At 55.1% G+C, this 22,030-nt stretch carries 21 protein-coding genes; 11 read left to right on the plus strand and 10 right to left on the minus strand.

Going from position 1 to position 22,030, the window contains the following annotated elements:
• The first annotated feature begins 878 nt into the window (after positions 1 to 878).
• The 9 genes from K0B01_06740 (at position 879) to K0B01_06780 (ending at position 10,858) form a co-directional block, all read left to right on the plus strand.
• Positions 879 to 2,159, plus strand: coding sequence for a DDE-type integrase/transposase/recombinase (locus K0B01_06740; GenBank protein ID MBW6485831.1), 1,281 nt, complete (start codon positions 879 to 881; stop codon positions 2,157 to 2,159).
• A complete protein-coding gene (locus K0B01_06745) occupies positions 2,159 to 2,965 on the plus strand; it encodes an AAA family ATPase (GenBank protein MBW6485832.1) in 807 nt (268 codons plus the stop codon). The genes K0B01_06740 and K0B01_06745 overlap by 1 nt, the downstream gene beginning before the upstream one ends.
• Before the next feature lie 15 nt (positions 2,966 to 2,980).
• Positions 2,981 to 3,160, plus strand: a complete 180-nt coding sequence (locus K0B01_06750; protein MBW6485833.1) for a hypothetical protein — start codon at positions 2,981 to 2,983, stop codon at positions 3,158 to 3,160.
• A 78-nt stretch (positions 3,161 to 3,238) separates the two neighbouring features.
• Positions 3,239 to 5,014 (plus strand): hypothetical protein, encoded by a 1,776-nt coding sequence (locus K0B01_06755; protein MBW6485834.1) that lies wholly within the window; start codon positions 3,239 to 3,241, stop codon positions 5,012 to 5,014.
• A 3-nt stretch (positions 5,015 to 5,017) separates the two neighbouring features.
• Positions 5,018 to 7,099, plus strand: a complete 2,082-nt coding sequence (locus K0B01_06760) for a site-specific DNA-methyltransferase (protein ID MBW6485835.1) — start codon at positions 5,018 to 5,020, stop codon at positions 7,097 to 7,099.
• 259 nt (positions 7,100 to 7,358) lie between these two features.
• On the plus strand, positions 7,359 to 7,814 hold the full coding sequence (locus tag K0B01_06765; protein MBW6485836.1) for an NAD(P)H-dependent oxidoreductase: 456 nt from the start codon (positions 7,359 to 7,361) through the stop codon (positions 7,812 to 7,814).
• A 345-nt stretch (positions 7,815 to 8,159) separates the two neighbouring features.
• Entirely contained in the window at positions 8,160 to 9,011 is an 852-nt protein-coding gene (locus K0B01_06770) for a substrate-binding domain-containing protein (protein MBW6485837.1), read from the plus strand.
• 15 nt (positions 9,012 to 9,026) lie between these two features.
• Complete coding sequence (locus K0B01_06775) at positions 9,027 to 9,725, plus strand: ABC transporter permease (protein MBW6485838.1); 699 nt, start codon at positions 9,027 to 9,029, stop codon at positions 9,723 to 9,725.
• A complete protein-coding gene (locus K0B01_06780; GenBank protein MBW6485839.1) occupies positions 9,722 to 10,858 on the plus strand; it encodes an ABC transporter ATP-binding protein in 1,137 nt (378 codons plus the stop codon). The genes K0B01_06775 and K0B01_06780 overlap by 4 nt, the downstream gene beginning before the upstream one ends.
• Before the next feature lie 134 nt (positions 10,859 to 10,992).
• On the opposite strand, the gene K0B01_06785 is transcribed toward K0B01_06780, so the two are convergent.
• The 10 genes from K0B01_06785 to K0B01_06830 form a co-directional block, all read right to left on the minus strand.
• Positions 10,993 to 11,790, minus strand: a complete 798-nt coding sequence (locus K0B01_06785; GenBank protein MBW6485840.1) for an energy-coupling factor transporter transmembrane protein EcfT — start codon at positions 11,788 to 11,790, stop codon at positions 10,993 to 10,995.
• Complete coding sequence (locus tag K0B01_06790; GenBank protein ID MBW6485841.1) at positions 11,787 to 12,518, minus strand: ATP-binding cassette domain-containing protein; 732 nt, start codon at positions 12,516 to 12,518, stop codon at positions 11,787 to 11,789. The genes K0B01_06785 and K0B01_06790 overlap by 4 nt, the downstream gene beginning before the upstream one ends.
• On the minus strand, positions 12,515 to 13,060 hold the full coding sequence (locus K0B01_06795) for a biotin transporter BioY (GenBank protein MBW6485842.1): 546 nt from the start codon (positions 13,058 to 13,060) through the stop codon (positions 12,515 to 12,517). Before K0B01_06795 ends, K0B01_06790 begins: the two co-directional genes overlap by 4 nt.
• A gap of 63 nt (positions 13,061 to 13,123) precedes the next feature.
• Positions 13,124 to 13,885 carry an energy-coupling factor ABC transporter ATP-binding protein gene (locus tag K0B01_06800; protein ID MBW6485843.1) on the minus strand — a complete coding sequence of 254 codons (762 nt, stop codon included), beginning with the start codon at positions 13,883 to 13,885 and terminating at the stop codon, positions 13,124 to 13,126.
• Positions 13,885 to 14,691, minus strand: a complete 807-nt coding sequence (gene cbiQ, locus K0B01_06805; protein ID MBW6485844.1) for a cobalt ECF transporter T component CbiQ — start codon at positions 14,689 to 14,691, stop codon at positions 13,885 to 13,887. Before cbiQ ends, K0B01_06800 begins: the two co-directional genes overlap by 1 nt.
• Positions 14,688 to 15,734: an energy-coupling factor ABC transporter permease gene (locus tag K0B01_06810; GenBank protein MBW6485845.1), complete on the minus strand. Its 1,047-nt coding sequence runs from the start codon at positions 15,732 to 15,734 to the stop codon at positions 14,688 to 14,690. The genes cbiQ and K0B01_06810 overlap by 4 nt, the downstream gene beginning before the upstream one ends.
• A 161-nt stretch (positions 15,735 to 15,895) precedes the next feature.
• The gene (nikR, locus tag K0B01_06815) at positions 15,896 to 16,312 is read right to left on the minus strand and encodes a nickel-responsive transcriptional regulator NikR (GenBank protein MBW6485846.1); all 417 of its coding nucleotides are present in this window, start codon (positions 16,310 to 16,312) and stop codon (positions 15,896 to 15,898) included.
• A 103-nt stretch (positions 16,313 to 16,415) separates the two neighbouring features.
• Positions 16,416 to 17,051, minus strand: coding sequence for a flavodoxin family protein (locus K0B01_06820; GenBank protein ID MBW6485847.1), 636 nt, complete (start codon positions 17,049 to 17,051; stop codon positions 16,416 to 16,418).
• A 71-nt stretch (positions 17,052 to 17,122) separates the two neighbouring features.
• The gene (locus K0B01_06825) at positions 17,123 to 17,368 is read right to left on the minus strand and encodes a DUF3820 family protein (protein MBW6485848.1); all 246 of its coding nucleotides are present in this window, start codon (positions 17,366 to 17,368) and stop codon (positions 17,123 to 17,125) included.
• Positions 17,369 to 17,450: 82 nt separating this feature from the next.
• Positions 17,451 to 17,633: a hypothetical protein gene (locus K0B01_06830; protein ID MBW6485849.1), complete on the minus strand. Its 183-nt coding sequence runs from the start codon at positions 17,631 to 17,633 to the stop codon at positions 17,451 to 17,453.
• 409 nt (positions 17,634 to 18,042) lie between these two features.
• Between K0B01_06830 and tkt the strand changes: the two genes are divergently transcribed.
• Together tkt and K0B01_06840 are read left to right on the plus strand one after the other, a co-directional pair.
• Positions 18,043 to 20,106, plus strand: a complete 2,064-nt coding sequence (tkt, locus tag K0B01_06835; GenBank protein ID MBW6485850.1) for a transketolase — start codon at positions 18,043 to 18,045, stop codon at positions 20,104 to 20,106.
• 77 nt (positions 20,107 to 20,183) lie between these two features.
• The gene (locus tag K0B01_06840; GenBank protein ID MBW6485851.1) at positions 20,184 to 21,854 is read left to right on the plus strand and encodes a hypothetical protein; all 1,671 of its coding nucleotides are present in this window, start codon (positions 20,184 to 20,186) and stop codon (positions 21,852 to 21,854) included.
• The last annotated feature ends 176 nt before the right edge of the window (positions 21,855 to 22,030 follow it).

Consider the following 22,030-nt stretch of genomic DNA (forward strand, 5'->3'; position numbering starts at 1 on the left):
CGCTTATGCGCTGGCTTGCCAGGGACGTCACGAGGGCGGGCTCATGGCTTTTCGCCCAGGATTCGCAATAGCTGAGCGCTCCGCCCTCTATAGCGAGGTAGTTGGCCATCGCCAGGATCTGCCGGTGTTGTTTTTTAAATTATCCGAGTTAAAATCGGGTTAATATTTTCAGAATAGATTGACAAGAAGCAGCGGATCGTCGGAATAGGTGGGTCTCTCGGAAGAGAGGCCTTTTTGTTTTAGTAAGGGCGGTGAGTACTTGGCAGTTCCACCGCCCTTTGATCACGGCGAACTGCGAAGTTCACCCCCAAAGTGATGAGCGATGATAGTAGAAGTTGCCATTGATGTCAATCAGATAAATGCAAAAGACCAAGGCCGAAGCTATGATTGGCCAAAGCCGGCGCGATGCCCCCGGTGCTCGGGTGGCAAAACATGGGGACATGGTTTTGTATGGGCATTTTTTGAGGGTTTGCAGATGGGCTTGTATTTGAAGCGTTACCGTTGTCCCGTTTGCGGTTGTGTCATAAGGATGAAGCCATCCGGGTACTTCCCGAGGTTTTCCGTGACCGTGGAAAAGATTAAATCCAGTTTGACGTCCAAATTGGAGGGATGGTCATGGTTAAAATGTTTGGGCGTCAACCGCCAGCGACATTGGCTTCGGTCGTTGAGGCGCCAGGTAACGGTGCATTTGGGCATCGCGTGGCTGAATCGGTTGTTGGATGGTTTTGCCGCCTTGATCAGCAAGGGTATGGTCCCCGTAAGTCGCTCATTCAAGACGTAACTTTTAGTGCATGACAGGCTCCCTACCGCAGGGTGTCGTTGTCAGGTTGCTGTTTCTGTCGTAAGGCCCCGGAAAATACAAAAAGGAGGTCATTTTGATGACGGAAGAGCAGAAACAACGGGTGGCGGTGTTCCGATTCGGGATCATTCAAGAGTTTTTGGACGTTGTCCGACTGGATCATGGCGAACAGGAAGAGCTTTTACGACGGAAGTGCGACCGCCAGTGGGATATCCCTTTCTCCGGGCGGAGCAGTATCGGCCGCAGCACGATTTTACGGTGGGTTCATCAATACAAATCCAGCGGCGGCAGCCTGGAATCCCTCTACCCCCGGGCAAGAAACGACCGAGGGAAAGCTCGGGCTCTGGATGAGGAGACAAGCCTGGCCCTTCTGGAATGCCGGCGCAAGCTGCCGGGATTGACGGTTCCGTCGCTCATACGCACCATGGGCGAGCAGAAGCTCCTTCCCGCCGGAATCTCATTAAATTCTTCCACTGTTTACCGTTTTCTTCACAGTCACAACCTGATGACAAGAGAAAGCAGCCCTGTTGACCGGCGCAAGTTTGAAGCGGAATTGCCCAACGACCTGTGGCAATGCGACGCCATGCACGGTCCCGCGCTTTCGTCCGGCGGCAAGAAGCGTAAGAGCTATATGATCGCATTTATTGACGACCACTCCCGGCTTATTCCTCACGGGCAGTTTTACTTTTCCGAGGGGTTGCGCTGTTTCATGGATGCGTTTGCCCAGGCGTTGCTTAAACGAGGGTTGCCCCGGAAGTTATACACCGATAACGGGTCGGCCTTCCGTTCCCGGCAGTTGGAATATACCGCCGCGACCCTGGGCATTGCCCTTGTGCATGCAAAACCATACACGCCACAGGGAAAAGGGAAAATTGAACGATTCAACCGAACCGTCCAGACGCAGTTCCTTCCCGGGTTCAAAGGCGATACGCTCGAAGAGATCAACGAAGCCTTTGATCTGTGGCTTTCCGGGGATTACCATTCACGTCCTCACAGAGCAACCGGACAGCCTCCGTTCAAGCGTTTCACATCCCAAATGGAGTGTATGAGATCGGCGCCGGAGAATCTCATGGACTTTTTCCGCAGAAGTATCCATCGCCGCGTCAACAAGGATCGCTCAGTGATTGTGGAAAGGCGTTTGTTCGAAGCTCCGGTGGCGCTGATCGGTAAAAAGGTGGAGATACTCTACCACGAAGAAAACCCGGAAGAGGTGGAGATCCGCCATCAGGAGGAATCATGGGGTCTTTTTCGCCAGGTGGATTTGCACGTCAACAGCCGGGTCAAAAGAGACAAGAACAGCCAGATTGAACTTTCCGGAGAGGGCGCCTGCGAATCCGGACAACTGTGGGAGGAAGCGTGATGGACGACAGCTATCGGCAGTTTTTTGCCCTGAAGAGCGAGCCCTTCCGGGCTGACATCAAACGAGGCGATATTATGGTAACGCAGGCGCTTTCGGCTGTACAGGATCGCGTCCAGTACGCCGTCCGTCTGGGCGCCGTCGCCCTGATCACCGGCGAGATAGGCAGCGGCAAATCGACCGCGCTTCGCTATGTCATCGGCGATTTCCATCCCTCCGAATATAGGATCATTTACATCACCGCCACATCGGGGTCGATTTTGGAACTTTACCGACAAATCCTTGCCGAGATGGGCATAGACGTCAAAGGCGTTTCCAAGGCGACGATGACGAGGTTGATCAAACTGGAAATATTGGAATCGAGGAGCAAGAAGATAAAGATTGCGCTGATGATCGACGAAGCTTCTCTTTTGCGTCTTGAGGTCTTCGCGGAACTTCACACCCTGACCCAGTTCGAACAGGATTCCAAGCCGTTTCTGCCCATCATCCTTTCCGGTCAGATCAACCTTGTTGACAACCTTCAGTACCGGAACTCCCTCCCCCTGGCCTCCCGGGTAATTGCCAAAAGCCATCTCAAAGGGATTGATCTGAAAACCATGGATGATTACCTCAGGCATCATCTCGCGATTGCCGGAGTGAAACAGATGCTTTTTGACGATGCCGCTGTCACCGCCATTCACCAAGGCTCGGGCGGTCTCTTGCGCAAGGCAAATCACCTGGCCCGTGGCGCCATTATCGCCGCCGCCAGAAAAAAATCGACAACTGTTACGGCAGAGCATGTCCGTCTTGCCGCAACGGAAATATTATGACGATAAGGAGAATTTATGAATATCTATGAAGATGAATTGCTGGAACAAAAACTCGAAGAGTGTACCGACCTGTTGGGACACCTCCTCCTTGACCTTCTTATTGTGAGCCTCAAAAAAATAGCTGCAGAAAATCAGGTATTCTCTGATATAGCCGATTCAAAATTATCCGCCCGCATGGATTTGCATGCCGTCTAAAGCATCCCGGGGCTGGGAATGCTCAGCCCCGTTTTCCTATCCGCCTTTCACCGTATCTCATCCATTGTGAAAACTTGGGTGTTGTTCTCAAATATACTGAAAATCTATGTCCGGATAATGGGGAAGCTTACAGCGTCCATCCAGATTATTGAAAAAGGGGTAACGGACTTTTTTGAGACCTGCGGTAATACGGTTTATGAAAGCGGAGCCATCGCCAAACTCGCCGTTTATTGCGGCAGTATTGCCCGGCTGGAAGAAGAAGTATATCCGTATCTCACCGGGACAATGAATATCAGGCCGGATGAAATACTGAAATACCATAAAGGAAATAAAATCTATAAAACCACCAAAGAGGCGGAAACGGAATTTAATTCGCTGGATACGCCGATTTCAAAAAAGAAGATCATCCTGCTGGTTCAAATCGGGAAAGAAGGCTGGGACTGCCGCAGCCTTACCGGCGTCATTCTTTCGCAAAAAGGCGATTGCCCGACCAACATGGTTTTACAAACTTCCTGCCGCTGTTTAAGGCAGGTTGACAGAGGCAAGCATGAAACCGCCGTTATTTGGCTCAATGAAGAGAATGCCAAGATCCTGGACAAACAACTGCAAGAGGAACAGAATACCAGCATTCAGGAACTCACCACGCTAGGGAAAGACGGCGAGCCGGTCATGGTGGACCGCATTTCACGTATGGATTATCTCAAACTGCCGAAGGTTGATTTTTATCAACTCCATGTGGAATACGAAACCATCGCTGTCGAAGAAGCGGCTAATCCCGGACAAAATTTGTCAAACGTGAATGTCAAGGATCATTTCGACACGGCCACGATCATTGAACGCGGCTTTTCCCCGGATGAATTAAAAACCAAGGATATCCTTGCCCGGATTGAAGGGGGACGCGCGGGATTCGATTTATGGATATGCGTCATTTCCCGTGAAAGTATGGGAAGCATCGCCAGAAGCGACCTATACCCGTACCAGCGTGAACTGAAAAGCATATTTGACGCAATTACTTTTGAAAAAGGCGCATCCCGTTATTTTAACAGCCTTTTTCGGCAGGATGAGATACGCGCCCGTATCCGCCTTTCCTTTCACAAACACCGCGAACTGGAAATAAAATCAGAAATTGTTCCGAAAAGTGCAAGTTTATTGGTTATTGAAAAACTTGCCCCAGTGGAAGAACAAGAGAAGCTGTATCCCAATGCTGCCGATGTGAAACAGATCGTACAGGCGGACGCAACCGGCAAGGACATTGCCCTGCTCCAGAAAGAGGTGGAAGAAGCACAGAGAAAAATCCAGGAGTTTATCGCTTCTCAGCCGAATCCCGATTTGTTTGCTATGGCGGGCTTCAGCGCGCAAACTGCAAAAATATGCTCAAAGACCGTAATGAGCAAAGATCGGACATTTCATTATCTCCCTTACAATTTCTCTCAAAGCCGGTTTGAATTAAACTTTCTGAAAGAAGTCATCTCGCTTACGACATTCACGAAAAATAACCTGGAAGTGTATTATAACGGCGAAGGGCATCTGACCGAATTCCGAATTGCCTGTTATTCTAAAAAAAATGAGCGCTGGCGGCGCGTCGGGCTTTACACCCCTGATTTTCTGGTCATCCGGCGTAAAGACGGAAACATCCATAAAATCCTGATTGTGGAAACCAAAGGAAGCGGTTTTGCTGCGCAGCCGAAGTTTATAGCGCGCAAGAGTTTTGTGGAGTCGGAATTCTTGCCTATGAATAACGAGAAATTCGGCTATAACCGCTTCGACTATCTCTATCTCCCGGATGACCGGAAAATGGACGAAAACCTTCTGTTGTTCAAAACGAAAATTGATTTATTTTTTAAGGAGAATTAAGCCATGCCCGTGAAATACATACCCTATTATCCCAATACCGTAACGGGACAGGCGATACTGGACAACATCACCCGCACCCGCAGGGTGTTGCGCTACCGGGACAATGGCAAAGTGGTTGACCGCATCAAACGGGGAATGCCGTATTATGAACTGGAAAAGATCGAAAGCGTGGGAAGCAATGTCGATAATCTTCTCATCCGCGGCGAGTGCATTTCCGCCTGCGCTTACTTGCAAGATCAAGGCGTCAAGGTTGATCTTGTCTATATCGACCCGCCCTTTGCCAGCGGCGCGGATTACGCGAAGAAAGTGTACCTAAGGCGGAATCCTGAGTTTGCCGAAAAAATCGCCAACGCGGAAGAGGAAATGGATCTGGAAGAACTCCGCTCCTTTGAAGAAAAGATGTACGGCGACATCTGGAACAAGGAAGATTACCTGAACTGGATGTATGAAAATCTCACGGCCATTAAAAGTGTGATGAGTGAAACAGCCAGCATTTATGTGCACTTGGACTGGCATATCGGGCATTATGTCAAGGTGCTGATGGATGAGGTGTTTGGCGAGGATAACTATAAAAACGAACTGATATGGCAAAAAACGACGGCGCCAAAGGCTCAATCCGGACAATTTGCTAATGTACACGATATGATATATCTGTACTCATGCACTGATGATTATCTATTTAATAAACTTTACACAGAGTATAGCGAACAATACTTACAAGACTTTTATAAATATGAAACAACGGACGGTAGAAAATACAGGATTTCAGACTTTTCACAAGCTGGGCAAGGAAGCCCAATGTATTTTGGAAAAGACGGAAAATCACTTTTATTAGAGCCTCCATCAGGAAAACACTGGATATGGGGTCAAAATAAAATTACCGATGGTGTGATAAATAAACGTATTATTTTATCAACAAATAATGTCCCCGGATTAATACGTTATTTAGACGAAATGCCCGGGAATCCATTAAGAGATATATGGACAGATTTAAGGGCAATAGGACCTGGGGCAAATGAGAATGCCAACTACGTCACCCAAAAGCCCGAAGCCTTGCTCGAAAGAATCATCAAGGCATCTTCCAATGAAGGGATGATCATCGCCGATTTTTTCGGCGGCAGCGGTGTTGCGGCCCAAGTGGCGCATTACCTTGACCGCAAGTTTATTCATGTGGATGTGGGGATCAATAGCATTCAGACCACGCGTGACCGGCTGATTGCCGCCGGAGCGCAATTTGATATTTACGATATTCGGGACGGTATATCGCTTTTCCGCAACCCCGTGCAGACCATGGATAAATTGAAACGCCTGATTGCCGGCCTGAAAAATGAGGATTCTATAGACAGCTTCTGGGAAGGCGCGGTGAACGACAGCAAACTCGGCCTTATGCCGGTATATGTGCCGAACCTTCTTGACCACAGCACAAAGGTGCTCGACATACCGCTTATGAACCGCATCATGAACGAAGCGCTGCCCGATCTGCCGGACGGCGTGAAGCAGGTCATCGTTTACTATGTGGACATCGAAAACGAGCCGGAACTGAAAAAGTTTATCGCCGACTGTAATGCGACCAATATTCAGATTGAACTGCGGGATTTAAAGAGCATTCTCGATGAATGCGTTATCAACGATGAAGTGGATTATCAGCTCGAGGAAATGGAGAGCGGATTTGAAATAGAATTTAAGTCCTTTGTCAGCGACCGACTTATTCAGAAAATTGACGTCTACAACCAGAAAAAACTCTTAAGCGACGCTAAAAATGGATCGTTTGATGAAAACGGTTCTGCAAATGGCGATAACGGCAACGCCGAAAACGGCAATGGGAACGGCAGCAAAAAACCGTTTACTCCGATAGAAATCAGCAACAATGGGTTGGAACTAATCGAGCTTGTCAGCCTTGATTGTACAAATTCAGACGGCGTCTGGAAAAGCGATATGGAACTCAAAGTGGATAAGAACGGCTATGTCATTCTGAATGGCCGCAAGACAAAGGAATACTGGAACGGCAAAATCGTTGCCGCAAAGAAGCCGTTGCGAATGAAGATACGGAATATCGCCGGAGACGAGTCTGTTATTAATTTATAGCAGATACTTGCACTGTTGTAACAGGGGGCTTGCACCCGGCTGATAGTCGTTCTTGTAAACAGGAACATGCGCCAATTGGCAGGAGCGGGGTTGAGAAACCGCGGCACGGGGTCTTTGTCTATTCTGTAGCTTCCGCCCTCTTCGAAGGTGCGGAACAGATTCTTTCCGATAAAGAGTAGCGTTGGGGTGCTTTGAAAATAATTCGGGGCATCTGCCGCCAGATTGAGTGGTACGGCGACCACAAGGAACGTAAAGGGCTATGACGAAAACACTGATTGTTTATCACTCGCAGACGGGAAACACCGAAAAAATGGCGCAGGCCGTTGCCGAGGGGGCCCGCCTCATTGACGATACCGAGGTGCTGATAAAAAGGGCTCAGGAGGCCACAGTGGAAGACCTGTTGGCGGCAAATGGCGTGGCGCTTGGAACCCCGGTAACGTTTGGATATATGTCTGGAATGATAAAGGATTTTTTTGACCGTACCTTTTATCCTGCCCAGAACAAGGTGTTCATAAAACCGTATGTGGTCTTTATCAGCGCCGGCAACGATGGCGAGGGCGCCCTGAAGAGCGTCGAGCGGATCGCCTTGGGCTATAAGTTTAAAAAGGTTCACGAACCGGTTATAGCGGCGGGGCCCCTTACCGAAGAGATCCTGGAAAAATGCCGCAACCTGGGAGGCGTGCTGGCCGGCGGCTGTCAGATGGGAATTTTCTGAGCAGGCTCCAGGAACATTAGACAAGGAATATCAAGGAAAGCAGGCATTATCAAGCGATTGCATGATTGTTGCGTTGGAAGGGGGAAAGCGAAAGACTTGGAAATTGCTGGTGATTGCCACGTATGATAATCAGGGAAAATGGCGCGAGCTGTTGCGCTTATAGTTCGTATTTGTACGAATTGGTAATTAGAAGTTAATATATGTCTTTTTCCTCTTGTAATTTTCTCCTCCATCACTTATACAGATCGCCTGTTTTTGAGAAGCGCCCCTCCGGGGGAATGTTTCCAATAGATGCACTGGGCGAATGGATAAGCGCGGGAGAACTTTATTATGGAGGAGAAAAAAATGAAACAAAGATTAAAAAGCGGTTGGATGGGAGCGATTGTCGCTCTCGCATTGATAACAGTTATGGCGCTGCCTTCCTTCGCGGCGGGCCCGGCGCAGAGGAACATAATCCTGGCCACGACAACCAGCACGCAGGATTCGGGGCTCTTGGACGTCCTGATCCCGGTCTTTGAAAAGAAGACCGGTTATTTTGTCAAGACAATCGCCGTTGGTTCCGGTCAGGCGATGGCGATGGGGCAAAAGGGCGAGGCGGATGTGCTATTGGTGCATTCGCCCGAGGCGGAGAAAAAGTTCATGGCGGAGGGATACGGGGTGAACCGCCTGATCGTGATGCACAACGATTTCGTTGTAGTGGGCGCGCCTGCCGATCCGGCCGGGATCAAAGGGGCAAAAAGCACGCCGGAGGCCTTCGGTAAAATTGCTGCCGCGGGCTCATTGTTCCTGTCGCGGTCGGACAATTCCGGCACCCATGCCAAGGAAAAGGGCGTCTGGAAGGCCGCGGGGATCAACCCCGAGGGGCAGAAATTCTATCAGCAAACCGGCCTGGGCATGGGGCAGACGCTGAACGTCGCGGCCGAGAAGAAGGGATATACACTGGCCGACCGGGGAACCTACCTTTCCATGAAAAAGAATCTGGGCCTGGATATCCTGAAGGAGGGCGACCCGATCCTGCTTAACGTCTATCATGTGATTCAGGTCAATCCGGCGAAATGGCCGAAAGTAAATACCGAAGGCGCGAAGGCCTTTTCCGACTTCATGGTCTCCGCAGAAACTCAGGGAATCATCAAGACCTTCGGCATCGCCAAATTTGGAGGGGCGCTCTTCTTTCCCGATGCGGGCAAGAAGGAATAGCGGAAACGGGGCAATATGGAACTGATTATTGAGGGGTTCAGGCAGGCCCTTTATCTGATCTTTACGCTGGATCGGGAAGTCATCGGGATCACGCTGCTGTCGCTCAAGGTTTCGGGAAGCGCGACCGTGCTCAGCATGGTCGGCGGCATCTTTGTCGGCACAACTGTCGCGCTTGCCCGCTTTCCGGGAAGGCAGTTGGTCGTGAGCCTGATCAACACCGGGATGGGACTCCCGCCGGTCGTCGTCGGTCTCTTCGTGACGATTTTCCTCTGGCGCAACGGTCCTTTAGGTTATCTGGATATCCTCTATACGCCGACTGCGATCATCCTGGCCCAGACCGTCATTGCCGCCCCGATCGTCACGGGCATAACGCTCGCGGCCATCCAGAACCTGCCTCCCAATCTTCGCCTCCAGATCCTCGCCCTGGGCGCCACGCGCCTCCAGATGGTCTGGCTGCTGGTGAAGGAGGCGCGCCTGCCGCTTTTGGCCGCCGTGATGGCCGGCTTCGGCGGCGTCATTTCGGAGGTTGGCGCCTCCATCATGGTCGGCGGGAACATCAAGGGCTACTCCCGTGTCCTGACGACAGCGACGGTGATGGAGACGAGCCGGGGGAATTTCGAAATCGCCATCGCCCTTTCGGTAATTCTGATGCTGCTCTCCTTTCTTGTGAACGCGCTCCTCACGAGGATTCAGCAGCGGGAGAGACCCCGATGAGTCACGCGGGCGAGCCGGAGGTTTTACTCAAGGCCGAGAATTTGCTGGTGCGCCGGGGCGGGGCGACCGTGCTCGACATTCCCGAACTGAACGTTTTGCCGGGACAGTTCCTTGTTCTGATCGGGCCGAACGGCGCGGGGAAATCGACGCTGTTGTTGACCCTGGCCGGTCTGCTTGCCCCGGTCCGGGGAAAGCTGCTGTTTCGCGGCGCCGGTATTGGCGCAAGGGGTTTCGACTATCGCCGCCAGATTGCGATGGTTTTTCAGGAGCCGCTTTTGTTTGATGCGACCGTCTTTGATAACGTCGCGGCGGGTCTGAAAATTCGCGGGCTGGGGAGAGCGGAAATTGGCCGGATGGTTCCCGAATATCTCGAGCGCTTCGGCATAGCACATCTGGCGAAACGTTCCGCCCGGAAACTCTCCGGCGGGGAGGCGCAGCGCACGAGCCTCGCCCGCGCCTTCGTCAACAAACCCCAGATCATTTTCCTCGACGAGCCCTTCTCCTCGCTCGACCCGCCAACCCGCGACGCCCTTACCGGCGATCTCGAGCGGATCATCCGCGAAACCGGGACAACGGCGGTTGCCTCGACCCACGACCAGACGGAGGCGCTCCGGCTGGCCAACCGTCTGGCGGTAATGGCGGAAGGACGGATCGTACAGATCGGTACGCCCGCCGAGGTGATGTACCGGCCCATAAGCGAGACCGTCGCCTCCTTTGTGGGTGTGGAAACGGTACTGCGGGGACGGGTTGTGCGGTTTGCCGAAGGGGTCTTTACTGCTGCCGTGGAGGGGGGGGGAATCGAGGCGGTGGGGAATGTCCGGATGGGCGAGGAGGTGCTCTGCTGCATCCGACCGGAGCATGTAACCCTTTCCACCAATACCCCTACCCAGACTACAAGCGCCCGGAACGTCTTTTCCGGAACAATCCGGGAGATTACACCGCTCGGCCTTTTCCAGCGGATCCGCGTTGATTGCGGATTCGGCCTGGTCGCCTATGTGACGCGCCAGTCACTCGAAGAACTCCATCTTGAGGAGGGAATGAGAGTCACGGCCTCCTTCAAGGCAACGTCCGTCCACGTCATCCGCCGCGGCGGCGGGACAGGAATCGCTCTTTCTGCGCCTCCCCAGCCCTGAGCGGACCTTCTCGACTCACCAATCACGCCCCAGGTTCAGCCTTTCTGATCCCGACCGTGTTTTTTGCTCAACAAGATCATGCGGCAGTCATTATAAAAAGCGCTGAGTCCGGCGAGGTTTTGTGCTGAACTTTTTTATGAGGCCGCAAACCTTAAGAAAAGTGTGACAATGATCAGCGCGACCAGGACGGCGAAGGCGCCAAGATCATGCCGAAAAAAAGTGAACTCGCAAAGCGTCGTTCGCACTCCGCCGCGCTGGTAGCCCCTTGCCTCCATCGCGAGGGCGAACTCGTCGGCGCGACGAAAAGCGGACAGCAGCAAGGGGACGACAAGCGCCACGACGGCGCGGCCTCTCGGAACGAGGCCCCCGGTTGTAAAATCGGCGCCCCGCGCCATTTGCGCCATGCGGAGCTGTTCATACTCCTCTAACAGCAGCGGGACGAACCGCAGCGCCATCGCAATCATCAAGGCAAGGTCCTGCGAGGGGATTCCCACCCTGGAAAGCGGCCGGAGCAGACGTTCAATGCCGCCGACAAGGGCGGAGGGGGCAGTGGTCAGCGTGAGAAGGGCGGCGGCCAGGATGAGGCTGGCGAACTGCCAGGTGACGTAAAGCCCGCGGAGCAGGCCCTCCTTCGTGATCCGGAGCGGCAGCGGGGCAAGAGTGAAAAGGGGAGTACCCGCGGTAAAGAGGAGATGCACGAGAAAGATCAATGCCAGGAAAAACAGCACGGGCCGGAGCGCCTCCAGAACCCGTGCGGGCGTCATCCGGGCGGCAACAACGATGGCGACGAGAAAGGCGCTGATGAGCGGTATTTCCACCGCCGTCGCCCCGAAAATGAGGAGGCTAAGCGCGACCACGGAAACGATCTTTACCCGGGGATCGAGGCGATGGAGGAGGGTATCGTCCGGCAGGTATTGCCCCAAGCTGATCATTCCGCATTATCTCCCGGGGGATGAAGCCCACTTACTGTCAGGGGTCCGGGCTTGCCGAAGATTTCCTCCGGCGTTCCTGTGCGCAGGAGCAATCCTCGGTCCATGACCGCGACCCGGTCCGCCTCCGCGACGTCGCGCAGGTCGTGGGCAATGTGGATAATCGCCATCCCCTCCAGGTTCAACCGCCGGATGATCGCGAGGATCCGTTCCCGGCTTGCCGCATCGAGATAGGCGGTCGGTTCATCAAAGGCGATGTAACGGGGGTTCATCGCCAGCACCCCGGCAATAGAAAGGAGGCGCTTCTCCCCGCCGGAAAGTGTATGCGGGGCGCGTTTCTCAAACCCCGTCATTCCAACCATCTCCAGTGAAACAGCGACGCGCCGGCGTATCTCCGGGGCGGGAAGGGCGAGGTTACCCGGGCCGAAGGCCACGTCTTCTTCCACCGTCATCCCGACTATCTGGCTGTCCGGGTTCTGAAAGACCATTCCCACCCGCCGCCGGATCTCGCGGACGGAGGAGCCGTCGGTCGTCAGCATCCCGTCCACGCAGACCGTTCCGGAGGCCGGAAACAGGAGGGCGTTCAGGTGCTTGATAAGCGTGGTCTTGCCGCAGCCGTTCGGCCCGATCAGGGCTGCATGTTCGCCCTCGGCAATCTCGAGGCTGATTCCCCGGAGAGAGTCGGGGGCTGCGGCTTCGTAACGGTAAACCAGGTTTTCGACACGAATCATGGGAGCTGTCCGTGCAGGCGTTCCCGGAGTTTGATCGCGATCCAGGCAGTCAGGACGATCTTGAGCAGGTCGCCCGCGAGAAAGGGAAGAACGCCGACAGCCAGCGCCTTCGGAAGCGGCAAACGGGCAATGAGGCTAAGCTGCAAAACACCCAGCGCATACACGACCGCCGTTCCGGCAACGAGCGATACACAAAGCCACGCAAAGCCGGGCCGCTCCTTGAGTGCGGTGAGTTTGCCGATGACGAAGGCGGCGACGACGAAGCCGATCAGATAGCCGCCGGTTGGTCCGAAGAGCACGCCGATCCCCGCCTTGCCGCCGGCAAATACCGGCAGACCAATGATGCCGAGGAGGAGATAAACCACCTGGCTGAGCGCCCCGAGACGTCCCCCGAGCAGCGTTCCGGCGAGACCGAGAAACAGGGTTTGGAGGGTGATCGGCACCGGCGGGAGCGGGATGATGATGTAAGCGCCCACGGCGGTCAGCGCCCCGAAGAGAGAGGCATAGACCATGCCGCGGAGGGAGGTCTGTTCTGGATTCATTTTGGGCCTTTCAATCGGTGTCGAGTGTATTTTCTGCGAGCATACCGCTCTCCCGCCGGATTTTCAATCTTTAATTGCACCGGGACAGACTTCCCGCCGCTGGAGCGACAAAGGCAGTTCCAGGCTGTTTGCTTCGAGAAACGTCTGGTTGGAGAGGATCTCCGCCGCCGGGCCGTCGGCGACAACCCTGCCGCTGCCGATCACAATGCAGCGCTCACAGACATCGAGGATCAGATCGAGGTCGTGGGAGGCGATGATCTTGGAGTGTTTGAAGGTCTTGAGCAGCGTAATCAATGAGCGCCTTGACCGCGGGTCGAGGTTGGAGGCGGGCTCGTCCATCGCCAGGATATCCGGTTCCATGGCCATCACCGCTGCGATGGCGACAGCGCTCTTCTGTCCACTCGACAGATGGTGCGGCGGTTTGTCCTGCAGATTGAGGCTGTTGACCATAGCGAGGGCCTTTTGCACCCGCTTGCGCACGGTCGCCTCATCCATCCCGAGGTTGAGCGGGCCGAAGGCGACATCGTCAAAAACGGTCGGCATGAAGAGCTGGTCATCCGGATTTTGGAAGACGATTCCGACCTTCTTCCGGATCTCCTGCCGCGTTTTTTTGTTCAGGGGCAGATCGCCGATGGTGATCGAACCCGCAGTCGGCAGCAGGTAGCCGTTCATCTGCTGGAGAAGCGTGGATTTGCCCGCCCCGTTGGCGCCGACGACACCGACGGATTCGCCGTGGGTGATCCGGAAATTGATCCCGTTGAGCGCCTCCGTTCCATCGGGATAGCGGTAGGAAACATCTTTGAATTCAACTATATGATGGCTCATTAAAACAGCTCCTGCACGACCCGGCCGAGCTTCTCGGCAACGGGGAAAAAGCGGAAAACTCCCAGAGAGGCGATCATCGCCGACAGGAACAGCAGATCGGAAAGCGCAATATGGGACTGTTTGAGGGTCGGGATGTCTCCCTGAAACCCCCGGGAGAGCATGGCGTAATAGATCCTTTCAGCGCGGTCCACTGTGCGCAGAAAGAGGATCCCGATCAGGCGCACGAACATCTTCATGCCTGCGCCGTGCGACCCGAAGGAACGCATCTCCCTGGCCCGGATGATCCGCATCGCCTCTTCCATCAGGACAAAGAGGTAGCGATATAAAAAGAGGAGCTGCGAAACAAACAGGGCCGGAACGCCCAGACGCCGGAGCGCATGGCAGATACCCGGAAACGACGTCGTCGCGATCAGCAGCAGCGCCGCGCTGACCGTTAGCGCAAATTTCAGTAAAATCGCAAGAAAAGAGAGCCAACCGGCAGACACAGCAAAACCGAAGAGGACAACCGCCGTTTGCGTGTCCAAAAGCGGATTAAAGATGCCGATAAAAAATGCAAAGGGCGAAACAATGAGGATCTTTCTGAGCAGGAACCGGACGGGGATTGCGCCGACGGTTAAAAGCAGCGCTGGAAACAGAAAGAACGGCGCCAGCGCGGCGACCTCATACTTGGGGAAGGAGACAACGGTGAACAAAAACAGGATGGTGGCAATCACCTTGGCCCGCGGGTCGAGACGATGGACGAAGGAGCCCCCGTAGGAGAGCCGGTCCAGCCGGCCGATATCGAAATAGCGCGCATCAAAGGTCATGGTTGCGCATCTTTGCCTCGGCAGGAGCGGATGCTGACGCCGATAAGCACGATAATTCCGAGCACGGCAGCAGCGCCGACCAGCCCGGATACGGAGGTTCCTGTCCCGACGTTCGGCCAGGATGGAGGGGGTTCCGGTTTTTCCTGATAATTTTTCCCCCGCTTGAAGCCGTAATCCGGCAGGAAGGCCGTCTTTTGCTGAATTGTCTTGAGCGCCCGCGCAATCCCCTTTTCCGTGTCCCGGAGTTCGCCGTTGCCGGTCACCTTTGCTATCGACCATTCGAGCCCGTCAGGATTGGTTGAGGCAAGCAGGGAAAGCACCCCTCCGGCGAACACCGCCAACGCCGCGAACGTGATCAGCACCCTCCGCAGCGAAAGTGTCGCGCCCGGCAGCCGGGAGGGCGCCATGCTCTCGAGAAGTTCCGGCCGGGCGTTCTGCACATAGCTGATAACCCCTGCCGTCACAATGCCCTCCACGAGGCCGATGGCCAGGTGGATCGGCTGCATCAGCAGGGTAAAGGCGCCAAAGGGCAAATCGCTGTTCCCCGACAGCAGCGTCTCCAGCACGACGGAAAAGGCGCCGAGTTGCAGGGCAAGAATGACGCTGATCATGGAGGCGGCCAGAATCCGCCCGCGCTGGTTGCTGTTGCCAACCCATGGTTTGTAGATAAACGGGTAGATGAGAAAGCAGGCGTAGAAGCCCAGATTCCAGATATTGCAGCCGAGCGCCAAAAGTCCGCCGTCGGCGAAGAAGAGCGCCTGGACCGTGAGCACCGAGGCCATGACGAGAAAGGCCGCATAGGGGCCGAGGATGATGGCGAGGATCATCCCGCCTGCCAGGTGTCCGCTAGAACCAGTTCCGGGAATCGTGAAATTGATCATCTGCGCGGCGAAAATAAAGGCGCCGAGCACCCCCATCAGCGGGATCATTTTGTCATCGAGCTGAACCTTCAGCTTCTTCGCGGCATATCCTCCTGCCACTGCCGTTGTGGCCCACAAGGTCGTCCCCACGGCGGGGGAAAGCAAAGCATCCGCCATGTGCATTTTGTCCAATCTCCTTCCTCTCGCAGGCACTCCGAAAAGTCGCATCCCTGAGGAGTTCTGCCTGCAAAAAACAACCGGTTTATTCTCCCGCAATCCGTTGCGGCGCCGGATTATGCCATGAATGCAACATTCGTAACACGACTACGAAAAAAAATAATGCCCTACTCGATATCCCTCCCGGTGCTGGACATGCTCAAGGTCGCATGGCGGACCCCCTTGATGGAGCGGAGCGCATCGGCCAACCGCTGCACATCCTCCGCCTTGCCGCGGGCGGCCAATATTTCCAGGCAGTTATGGTGATCGAGGTGGATGTGCTGGGTAGAGATGATCACCTCCTGAAAGTCATGCTGGGTATCGGTTACCCGGCACATGATGTCTCTTTTGTGGTGGTCGTAGATGAGGGTGATGGCGCCGGCCACATCGCACCCCCCCTGCCACTCCCGCTCGACCAGTTCCCGGCGGATCATATCCCGCAGGGCCTCCGAGCGGTTGGTGTACTGCTTTGCCCGGATCAGGTCGTCAAACCTGTCGAGGAGATTTTTTTCTAAGGACACCCCAAAACGAACCAGCTCCGACATCATTTCCTCCGTGTTACGCTGCAGCGGTTTGTGACACACACTGCCGACGTTGTCAAGCCTTTTTCCAAGGAAACCGGCAACAATCTGTCTCTGACCCCGGTTTTTACCGGATAAAGTTGGTAACCACCTTCTCTTCTTTGGGGGGCGGCATGATTTTGTCGGCAGTGGCCTCCTGCATCTTTAACAACCAGGCCATATTCTTGCCCAGCACCCTCATGATCTGTGCCCCTTCGTCATCCTTTATTGCTTCGCCGGGAGTTCGGCCATGTATCACATTCCAATACCGCGATGTGGCAATGATCATTTCGGAGTAGGTGAGATAATGGGTCAAACTATCCAAAGCCGCAGAACCGCCTGTCCTGCGCACCGCTACGACTGCCGCGGCAACTTTATGACGAAATAAATTCCCGTTCGAGCCGGCGACAAAGAACATGCGGTCCAGAAAACTTTTCATCGTACCCGGTATCCCCGAGTAATAGACAGGCGCGCCCAGGATAATGCCATCGGCTTGTTTGACTATCTGTATTAAATCGTTCAGTTCATCAGATTGAATAGAGCATTTTTCATCTTGACTTATGGCGCATTTTCCGCAGGCAATGCAGCCGTGGATCATTTTATGGCCGATGGGTAGTATCTCGAACTCGATGCCGGCGGCTTTAAGTTCATTGCCGACCATGCTTAGTGCATGAAAAGTGTTGCCCTCTTTGTGGGGACTTCCGTTAATGGCGATTACTTTCATTGATTGCAGCACCCCTTGTCCTTTCTATCTCTGAAAAGATATTGTTATTTTGTCGGGAAAAATCAGCTCCCTCACTTCAGCGAATCAAACAGGTATTCCAGCCCGTTGACCTTTATTTCATAGACGGTGCGCAACATTTTCCCCAGTTCCCCTTCCGGGAAGCCTTTCTGGGAAAACCAGACAACATAGCGCTCCGGCAGATCAACGAGGCGATATCCCGCATATCTCCCGAAGGGCATAGTTGCCTGAGCCAGCTTCAGGAAGGCATCCGCATCCTGACGAAGAGGCGGAGAAATTATTTGCTCATCTGCAGTCATTAAATATTCTTACCAGCGCTTACCGCGTGTTTTGAACCATTCCGCCCCATGCTCATGACCGGTCAACAATAATCAGCGTCAGCTAATTTTCTGCCTTCTCCTCCGGCGCCGGTTCGGCTGTTTCCGCGTCTGCCGCGGGAGCGCCCGTTTGCAGATTCTCCTTCTGCTGCTTGGCGGCAATGCGTTTTGCCGTCTTTTCCAACTGTTTTTGCTGGCGTGCTTTTTCTTTTACCTGCTTGCCATAGCTGTACATGGATTTTCCCATCGTCATGCTCCTTTTTTACTAAACCGTTATCATCTTGCCTGAAAACACGGCAGGTTCGGCTAATGGGTCAACCCAGCGGCGCCTCACCCCTTGCTTGTAAGTCAGGGCTTGCGCTTTGGCTGCTTATCAAGCTTGTGTTTTGCATTTTGCTTCTGTTTTTCAGCAGACTGCTTCTGCCCCTTTTCCTTGTCCTTCTTGCCGCCCTTGTCTCCCATTTCGTTTCTCCTTTTCAGATGTAGGATTATGCTGCAAAAACGATAGACGCATCTTCAATTTACTGCAATCTTGCATACTATTGCACAGGAGTCAATGAAGCTTTGGTGAATTTTTGTTCTCCCCCTTGTCTAAACAGTTCATTTATTATACTCTGCTCCGGCAAAAAAACATTTATCTGCCAAGGAGGCAAAAAATGGACGGACGGGGATTGGAACAAACGTGTATCAACACGATTCGTTTTCTGGCGGCGGATGCCATCGAAAAGGCCAAATCGGGACATCCCGGCATGCCGATGGGGGCGGCGCCCGCGGCGTTTACCCTCTGGACCAAATATTTGCAGCATGATCCGCGCGCCCCGCTCTGGCCGGATCGCGACCGTTTTGTCCTTTCCGCCGGACACGCCTCGATGCTGCTCTATTCGCTCCTTTATCTGAGCGGCTATGACCTTTCCCTGGACGATCTCCAGTCCTTCCGGCAGTGGGGCAGCAAGACGCCCGGCCATCCGGAGCGCCAGCATCCGCCGGGAACGGAGATGACGACCGGTCCGCTCGCTCAGGGGCTGGCCGCGGCGGTCGGAATGGCGGCGGCAGAGGCGCACCTCGCCGCCCGGTTCAACCGTCCGGGGTACCCGCTCGTTGATCACCGCACCTATGTTTTTGCCAGCGACGGGGATCTGATGGAGGGCCTCTCCGCCGAGGCGTGCGCGCTGGCTGGCCACCTGGGGTTGGGAAAACTGACCGTCCTGTATGACGACAACCGGATCTCTCTTTCGGGGGCGACTGCCCTTTGTTTTACCGAGGATATCCCCAAAAGGTTCGAGGCCTCGGGCTGGCAGGTGATCGAAATCGAGGATGGCAACGATACACAGGCGATCGCCCGGGCGCTGGAGGAGGCGGCCCAGGAAACTGATAAACCTTCGCTTGTCCGGCTCCGTACGACAATCGGCTTCGGCGCGCCGAAAAAGCAGGGGACAAGTTCTGCACACGGTTCGCCGCTGGGGGCCGAGGAGCTGAAGGCCGCAAAGACAAATCTCGGCTGGCCGCCGGAACCACCGTTTTTTGTCCCGGCGGAGGCGCTGGACCGTTTTCGGCAGGCGGCTTCAGACAGGGCCAAAAAACATCTGGAATGGAAAGAACTGCTGCGTCGTTATTCCGAGACCTGGCCGCAGGAGGCGGCGGAGTTTGACCGGGTGACGAAGGGAGAACTGCCGGAGAACTGGACGGATTTGCTGCCTTTTTACCTGCCCGATACGAAGGATGTTGCCACGCGCAAGACCTCCGAGGCGTTCCTGCAGGCGGCGGCGGAAAAACTTCCCGAACTCATCGGCGGGTCGGCCGATCTGAACCCCTCCACTTTTTCCTGGTTGAAGGGAAAGGGCGATTTCCAAAAACCCGCCGCGAGCGTCACCCTCCCGGAAGGTGCCTGCGGCGGCGAGTGGGGCTATGGGGGCAGAAACATCCATTTCGGGGTGAGGGAACACGCGATGGCGGCAATCGCCGGCGGGATGGCGATCCACGGGGGCGTCATCCCTTTTACTGCGACCTTCTTCACCTTTGCCGACTACATGCGTCCCTCGATGCGGCTCGCCGCGTTGATGGGGCTCCGGGTAATCTACATCTTCACCCATGACAGCATCGGGGTCGGCGAGGATGGCCCGACCCACCAGCCGGTCGAGCACCTGATGAGTTTGCGCGTGATGCCGAATCTGACGGTAATCCGCCCGGCCGACGCCAATGAAACGATCGAGGCCTGGCGACTCGCCGTTGAAAACGTCTGTGGTCCGACCGCCCTTGTCCTCACCCGCCAGAACCTGCCCGTTGCCGACCGGCTGCTGGTAGGCGCTGCGGATGGAGTCCGCAGCGGCGGTTATGTCTTCTGGGATTCGGCGGAGGGGGAAGAGCCGCAGGTCTTGCTGATCGGAACTGGCTCGGAGCTTCAGCTTGCCGCCCAGGCGGGGAAGACCCTGGCCGAAGAGGGAATCCGCGTCCGCGTTGTCTCCCTGCCCTGCTGGGAGCTTTTTGACGCCCAGCCCGAGGAGTACCGGGATGCCGTGCTTCCTCCCGCCGTGCAGGCGCGGGTGGCGGTGGAGGCGGGGGCAAAACTGGGCTGGGAGCATTACGTGGGAGCAAAAGGGGCGGTGCTCGGGATCGACCATTTCGGCGCGAGCGCCCCGTATCAGGTGCTCTATGAAAAATTCGGGCTCACCGCGGAAAGAGTGGCGGCGGAGGCGCGCCGCCTTCTGAAAACAGCCGATTAAGGGAAATGCAAACAAGGGGTCGCCGGTTTTCACCGGCGGGCCACCTTCAGGATGTAAACGCAGGAAATGGGGGCAGGATGACAACAAAGATGAATTTTCGCCCGGGATTATTTCGGGATTGGGAAGCGGATATCCGTAAAAGGCTGGTGGCCGAGAAGATTGTCGAGCGGATTGCAAAGAAGGACTACACCGTCTGGAAACCCGCGCCGACTGAGATAGCCAACCGCCTCGGCTGGTTAGACAGCCCCGGGCTGATGCCGGGGAAAATAGCCGAGATAGAGGAGGCGGTGGCAGAGATTCGGGCAGACGGGTACAATTTTGCCCTCCTGCTCGGGATGGGTGGCTCCAGCCTCGCGCCGGAGGTATTGCGCAAGGTGTTCGGAATCGCCGCCGGCTATCTGAATCTGGAGGTGCTCGACAGCACCGATCCGGGGGCAATTCTCTCCCATGCGGCCTGCCTCGATTTTGCCAGGACGCTGTTTGTCGTTTCCACCAAATCGGGAGGAACGATCGAGACCCTTTCGCTGATGAAGTATTTTTACAACCTGACTGCCGAAAAACTCGGGAAGGAAAAAGCAGGCGCCCATTTCCTCGCGATTACCGATCCGGGCAGCAAATTAGCGGAAACAGCCCAACAAAACGGTTTTCGGCACATCTTTCTGAACGACCCGGAAATCGGGGGGCGCTATTCGGCCCTGTCGTTTTTCGGCCTGGTTCCCGCGGGCCTGCTGGGAATAGACATCCGGCGCCTCTTGGAAAAAACCGCCGCTGACAGCGGCGCGGCTGCCCTCCTGGGCGGAAGTCTTGGCGAATTGGCGCTGCGGGGACAAGACAAGTTGACCTTTGTTTTTTCGCAGCGGCTGGCCGCGCTGGGCGGCTGGATCGAGCAGTTGCTCGCGGAAAGCACCGGCAAGGAGGGGAAAGGCATCCTGCCGGTGATCGTTGAGCCTGCCGGCCCGCCCGCCTTCTACGGCGCCGACCGGGTTTTCTGCTCCGTCCGCCTGCAAAACGATGCGATCGGGGAGCCCCATTTGCGGGCGCTGGCAGCGGCAGGATTTCCCGTTGTGGATTTGACAATCGCCGACGACTATGATCTGGGAGGACTTTTCCTCTTTTGGGAGCTGGCGACTGCCGCCGCCGGGTGGCGTCTGGCGGTGAATCCTTTTGATCAGCCCAATGTTGAGTCCGCCAAGGCGCTGGCACGGCAGATGATCGACAAATATCTCCAGGAAAGAGTCCTTTTGGAAGAGGCGCCGGTTGTCGAGGCGGATGGTTTTTCCGTCTTCGGCCAGGTTGCGCTCGCCTACCCGGAGGACGTCCTGCAGGAATTTTTCTCACAGGCAACGCCCGGCGCTTACGCGGCTTTTATGGCATACCTTCCCCCGTCGCCCTGGGTTGACGATGCCGTACAGCGGCTGCGGGGGGTCATAGTGGAGAGATTCTCGCTTGCCACGACCTTTGGCTATGGGCCGAGGTTTCTGCACTCGACCGGGCAATTGCACAAGGGAGACAGCGGGCGGGGGCTTTTTGTCCAGTTTACCGCTGAGGACAGCGAAGACGCGCCCGTGCCCGAGGCAATGGGAAGCACCGAGTCAGCGCTGACTTTTGGGGTTTTGAAAAAGGCGCAGGCATTGGGGGATTTTCAGGCGTTAACGAAGGCGGGAAGAAAAATTATCCGGATTCATTTTCATGGGAATCCCGCCCGGGGCATTGACCGCCTGACGAAAAATCTTGCGAAAAAATCCTGAGTTTACGCCGCCGCATCGCAAATATTGGATGAGCTTTCGAGCACGGGCCCTTCGAGATTAGTTTCTTCGGTACGCGGTCAACGCAGAGGCAAAAAGTAACTGGCGGCCCCTCTGGGGGAAAAAGGAGCGAGCTAAAGATAAATTTATTGACAAAGGACGACGTCTTGGTTAAGGGT

Source organism: Syntrophobacterales bacterium (assembly GCA_019429105.1).
Lineage (GTDB): Bacteria > Desulfobacterota > Syntrophia > Syntrophales > UBA5619 > DYTH01.

Coding starts and splice junctions, on each gene's coding strand:
- K0B01_06740 (MBW6485831.1), top strand. CDS start 879: ATGACGGAAGAGCAGAAACAACGGGTGGCGGTGTTCCGATTCGGGATC.
- K0B01_06745 (MBW6485832.1), top strand. CDS start 2,159: ATGGACGACAGCTATCGGCAGTTTTTTGCCCTGAAGAGCGAGCCCTTC.
- K0B01_06750 (MBW6485833.1), top strand. CDS start 2,981: ATGAATATCTATGAAGATGAATTGCTGGAACAAAAACTCGAAGAGTGT.
- K0B01_06760 (MBW6485835.1), top strand. CDS start 5,018: ATGCCCGTGAAATACATACCCTATTATCCCAATACCGTAACGGGACAG.
- K0B01_06765 (MBW6485836.1), top strand. CDS start 7,359: ATGACGAAAACACTGATTGTTTATCACTCGCAGACGGGAAACACCGAA.
- K0B01_06770 (MBW6485837.1), top strand. CDS start 8,160: ATGAAACAAAGATTAAAAAGCGGTTGGATGGGAGCGATTGTCGCTCTC.
- K0B01_06775 (MBW6485838.1), top strand. CDS start 9,027: ATGGAACTGATTATTGAGGGGTTCAGGCAGGCCCTTTATCTGATCTTT.
- K0B01_06780 (MBW6485839.1), top strand. CDS start 9,722: ATGAGTCACGCGGGCGAGCCGGAGGTTTTACTCAAGGCCGAGAATTTG.
- K0B01_06785 (MBW6485840.1), bottom strand. CDS start 11,790: ATGATCAGCTTGGGGCAATACCTGCCGGACGATACCCTCCTCCATCGC.
- K0B01_06790 (MBW6485841.1), bottom strand. CDS start 12,518: ATGATTCGTGTCGAAAACCTGGTTTACCGTTACGAAGCCGCAGCCCCC.
- K0B01_06795 (MBW6485842.1), bottom strand. CDS start 13,060: ATGAATCCAGAACAGACCTCCCTCCGCGGCATGGTCTATGCCTCTCTC.
- K0B01_06800 (MBW6485843.1), bottom strand. CDS start 13,885: ATGAGCCATCATATAGTTGAATTCAAAGATGTTTCCTACCGCTATCCC.
- cbiQ (MBW6485844.1), bottom strand. CDS start 14,691: ATGACCTTTGATGCGCGCTATTTCGATATCGGCCGGCTGGACCGGCTC.
- K0B01_06810 (MBW6485845.1), bottom strand. CDS start 15,734: ATGCACATGGCGGATGCTTTGCTTTCCCCCGCCGTGGGGACGACCTTG.
- nikR (MBW6485846.1), bottom strand. CDS start 16,312: ATGTCGGAGCTGGTTCGTTTTGGGGTGTCCTTAGAAAAAAATCTCCTC.
- K0B01_06820 (MBW6485847.1), bottom strand. CDS start 17,051: ATGAAAGTAATCGCCATTAACGGAAGTCCCCACAAAGAGGGCAACACT.
- K0B01_06825 (MBW6485848.1), bottom strand. CDS start 17,368: ATGACTGCAGATGAGCAAATAATTTCTCCGCCTCTTCGTCAGGATGCG.
- K0B01_06830 (MBW6485849.1), bottom strand. CDS start 17,633: ATGGGAAAATCCATGTACAGCTATGGCAAGCAGGTAAAAGAAAAAGCA.
- tkt (MBW6485850.1), top strand. CDS start 18,043: ATGGACGGACGGGGATTGGAACAAACGTGTATCAACACGATTCGTTTT.
- K0B01_06840 (MBW6485851.1), top strand. CDS start 20,184: ATGACAACAAAGATGAATTTTCGCCCGGGATTATTTCGGGATTGGGAA.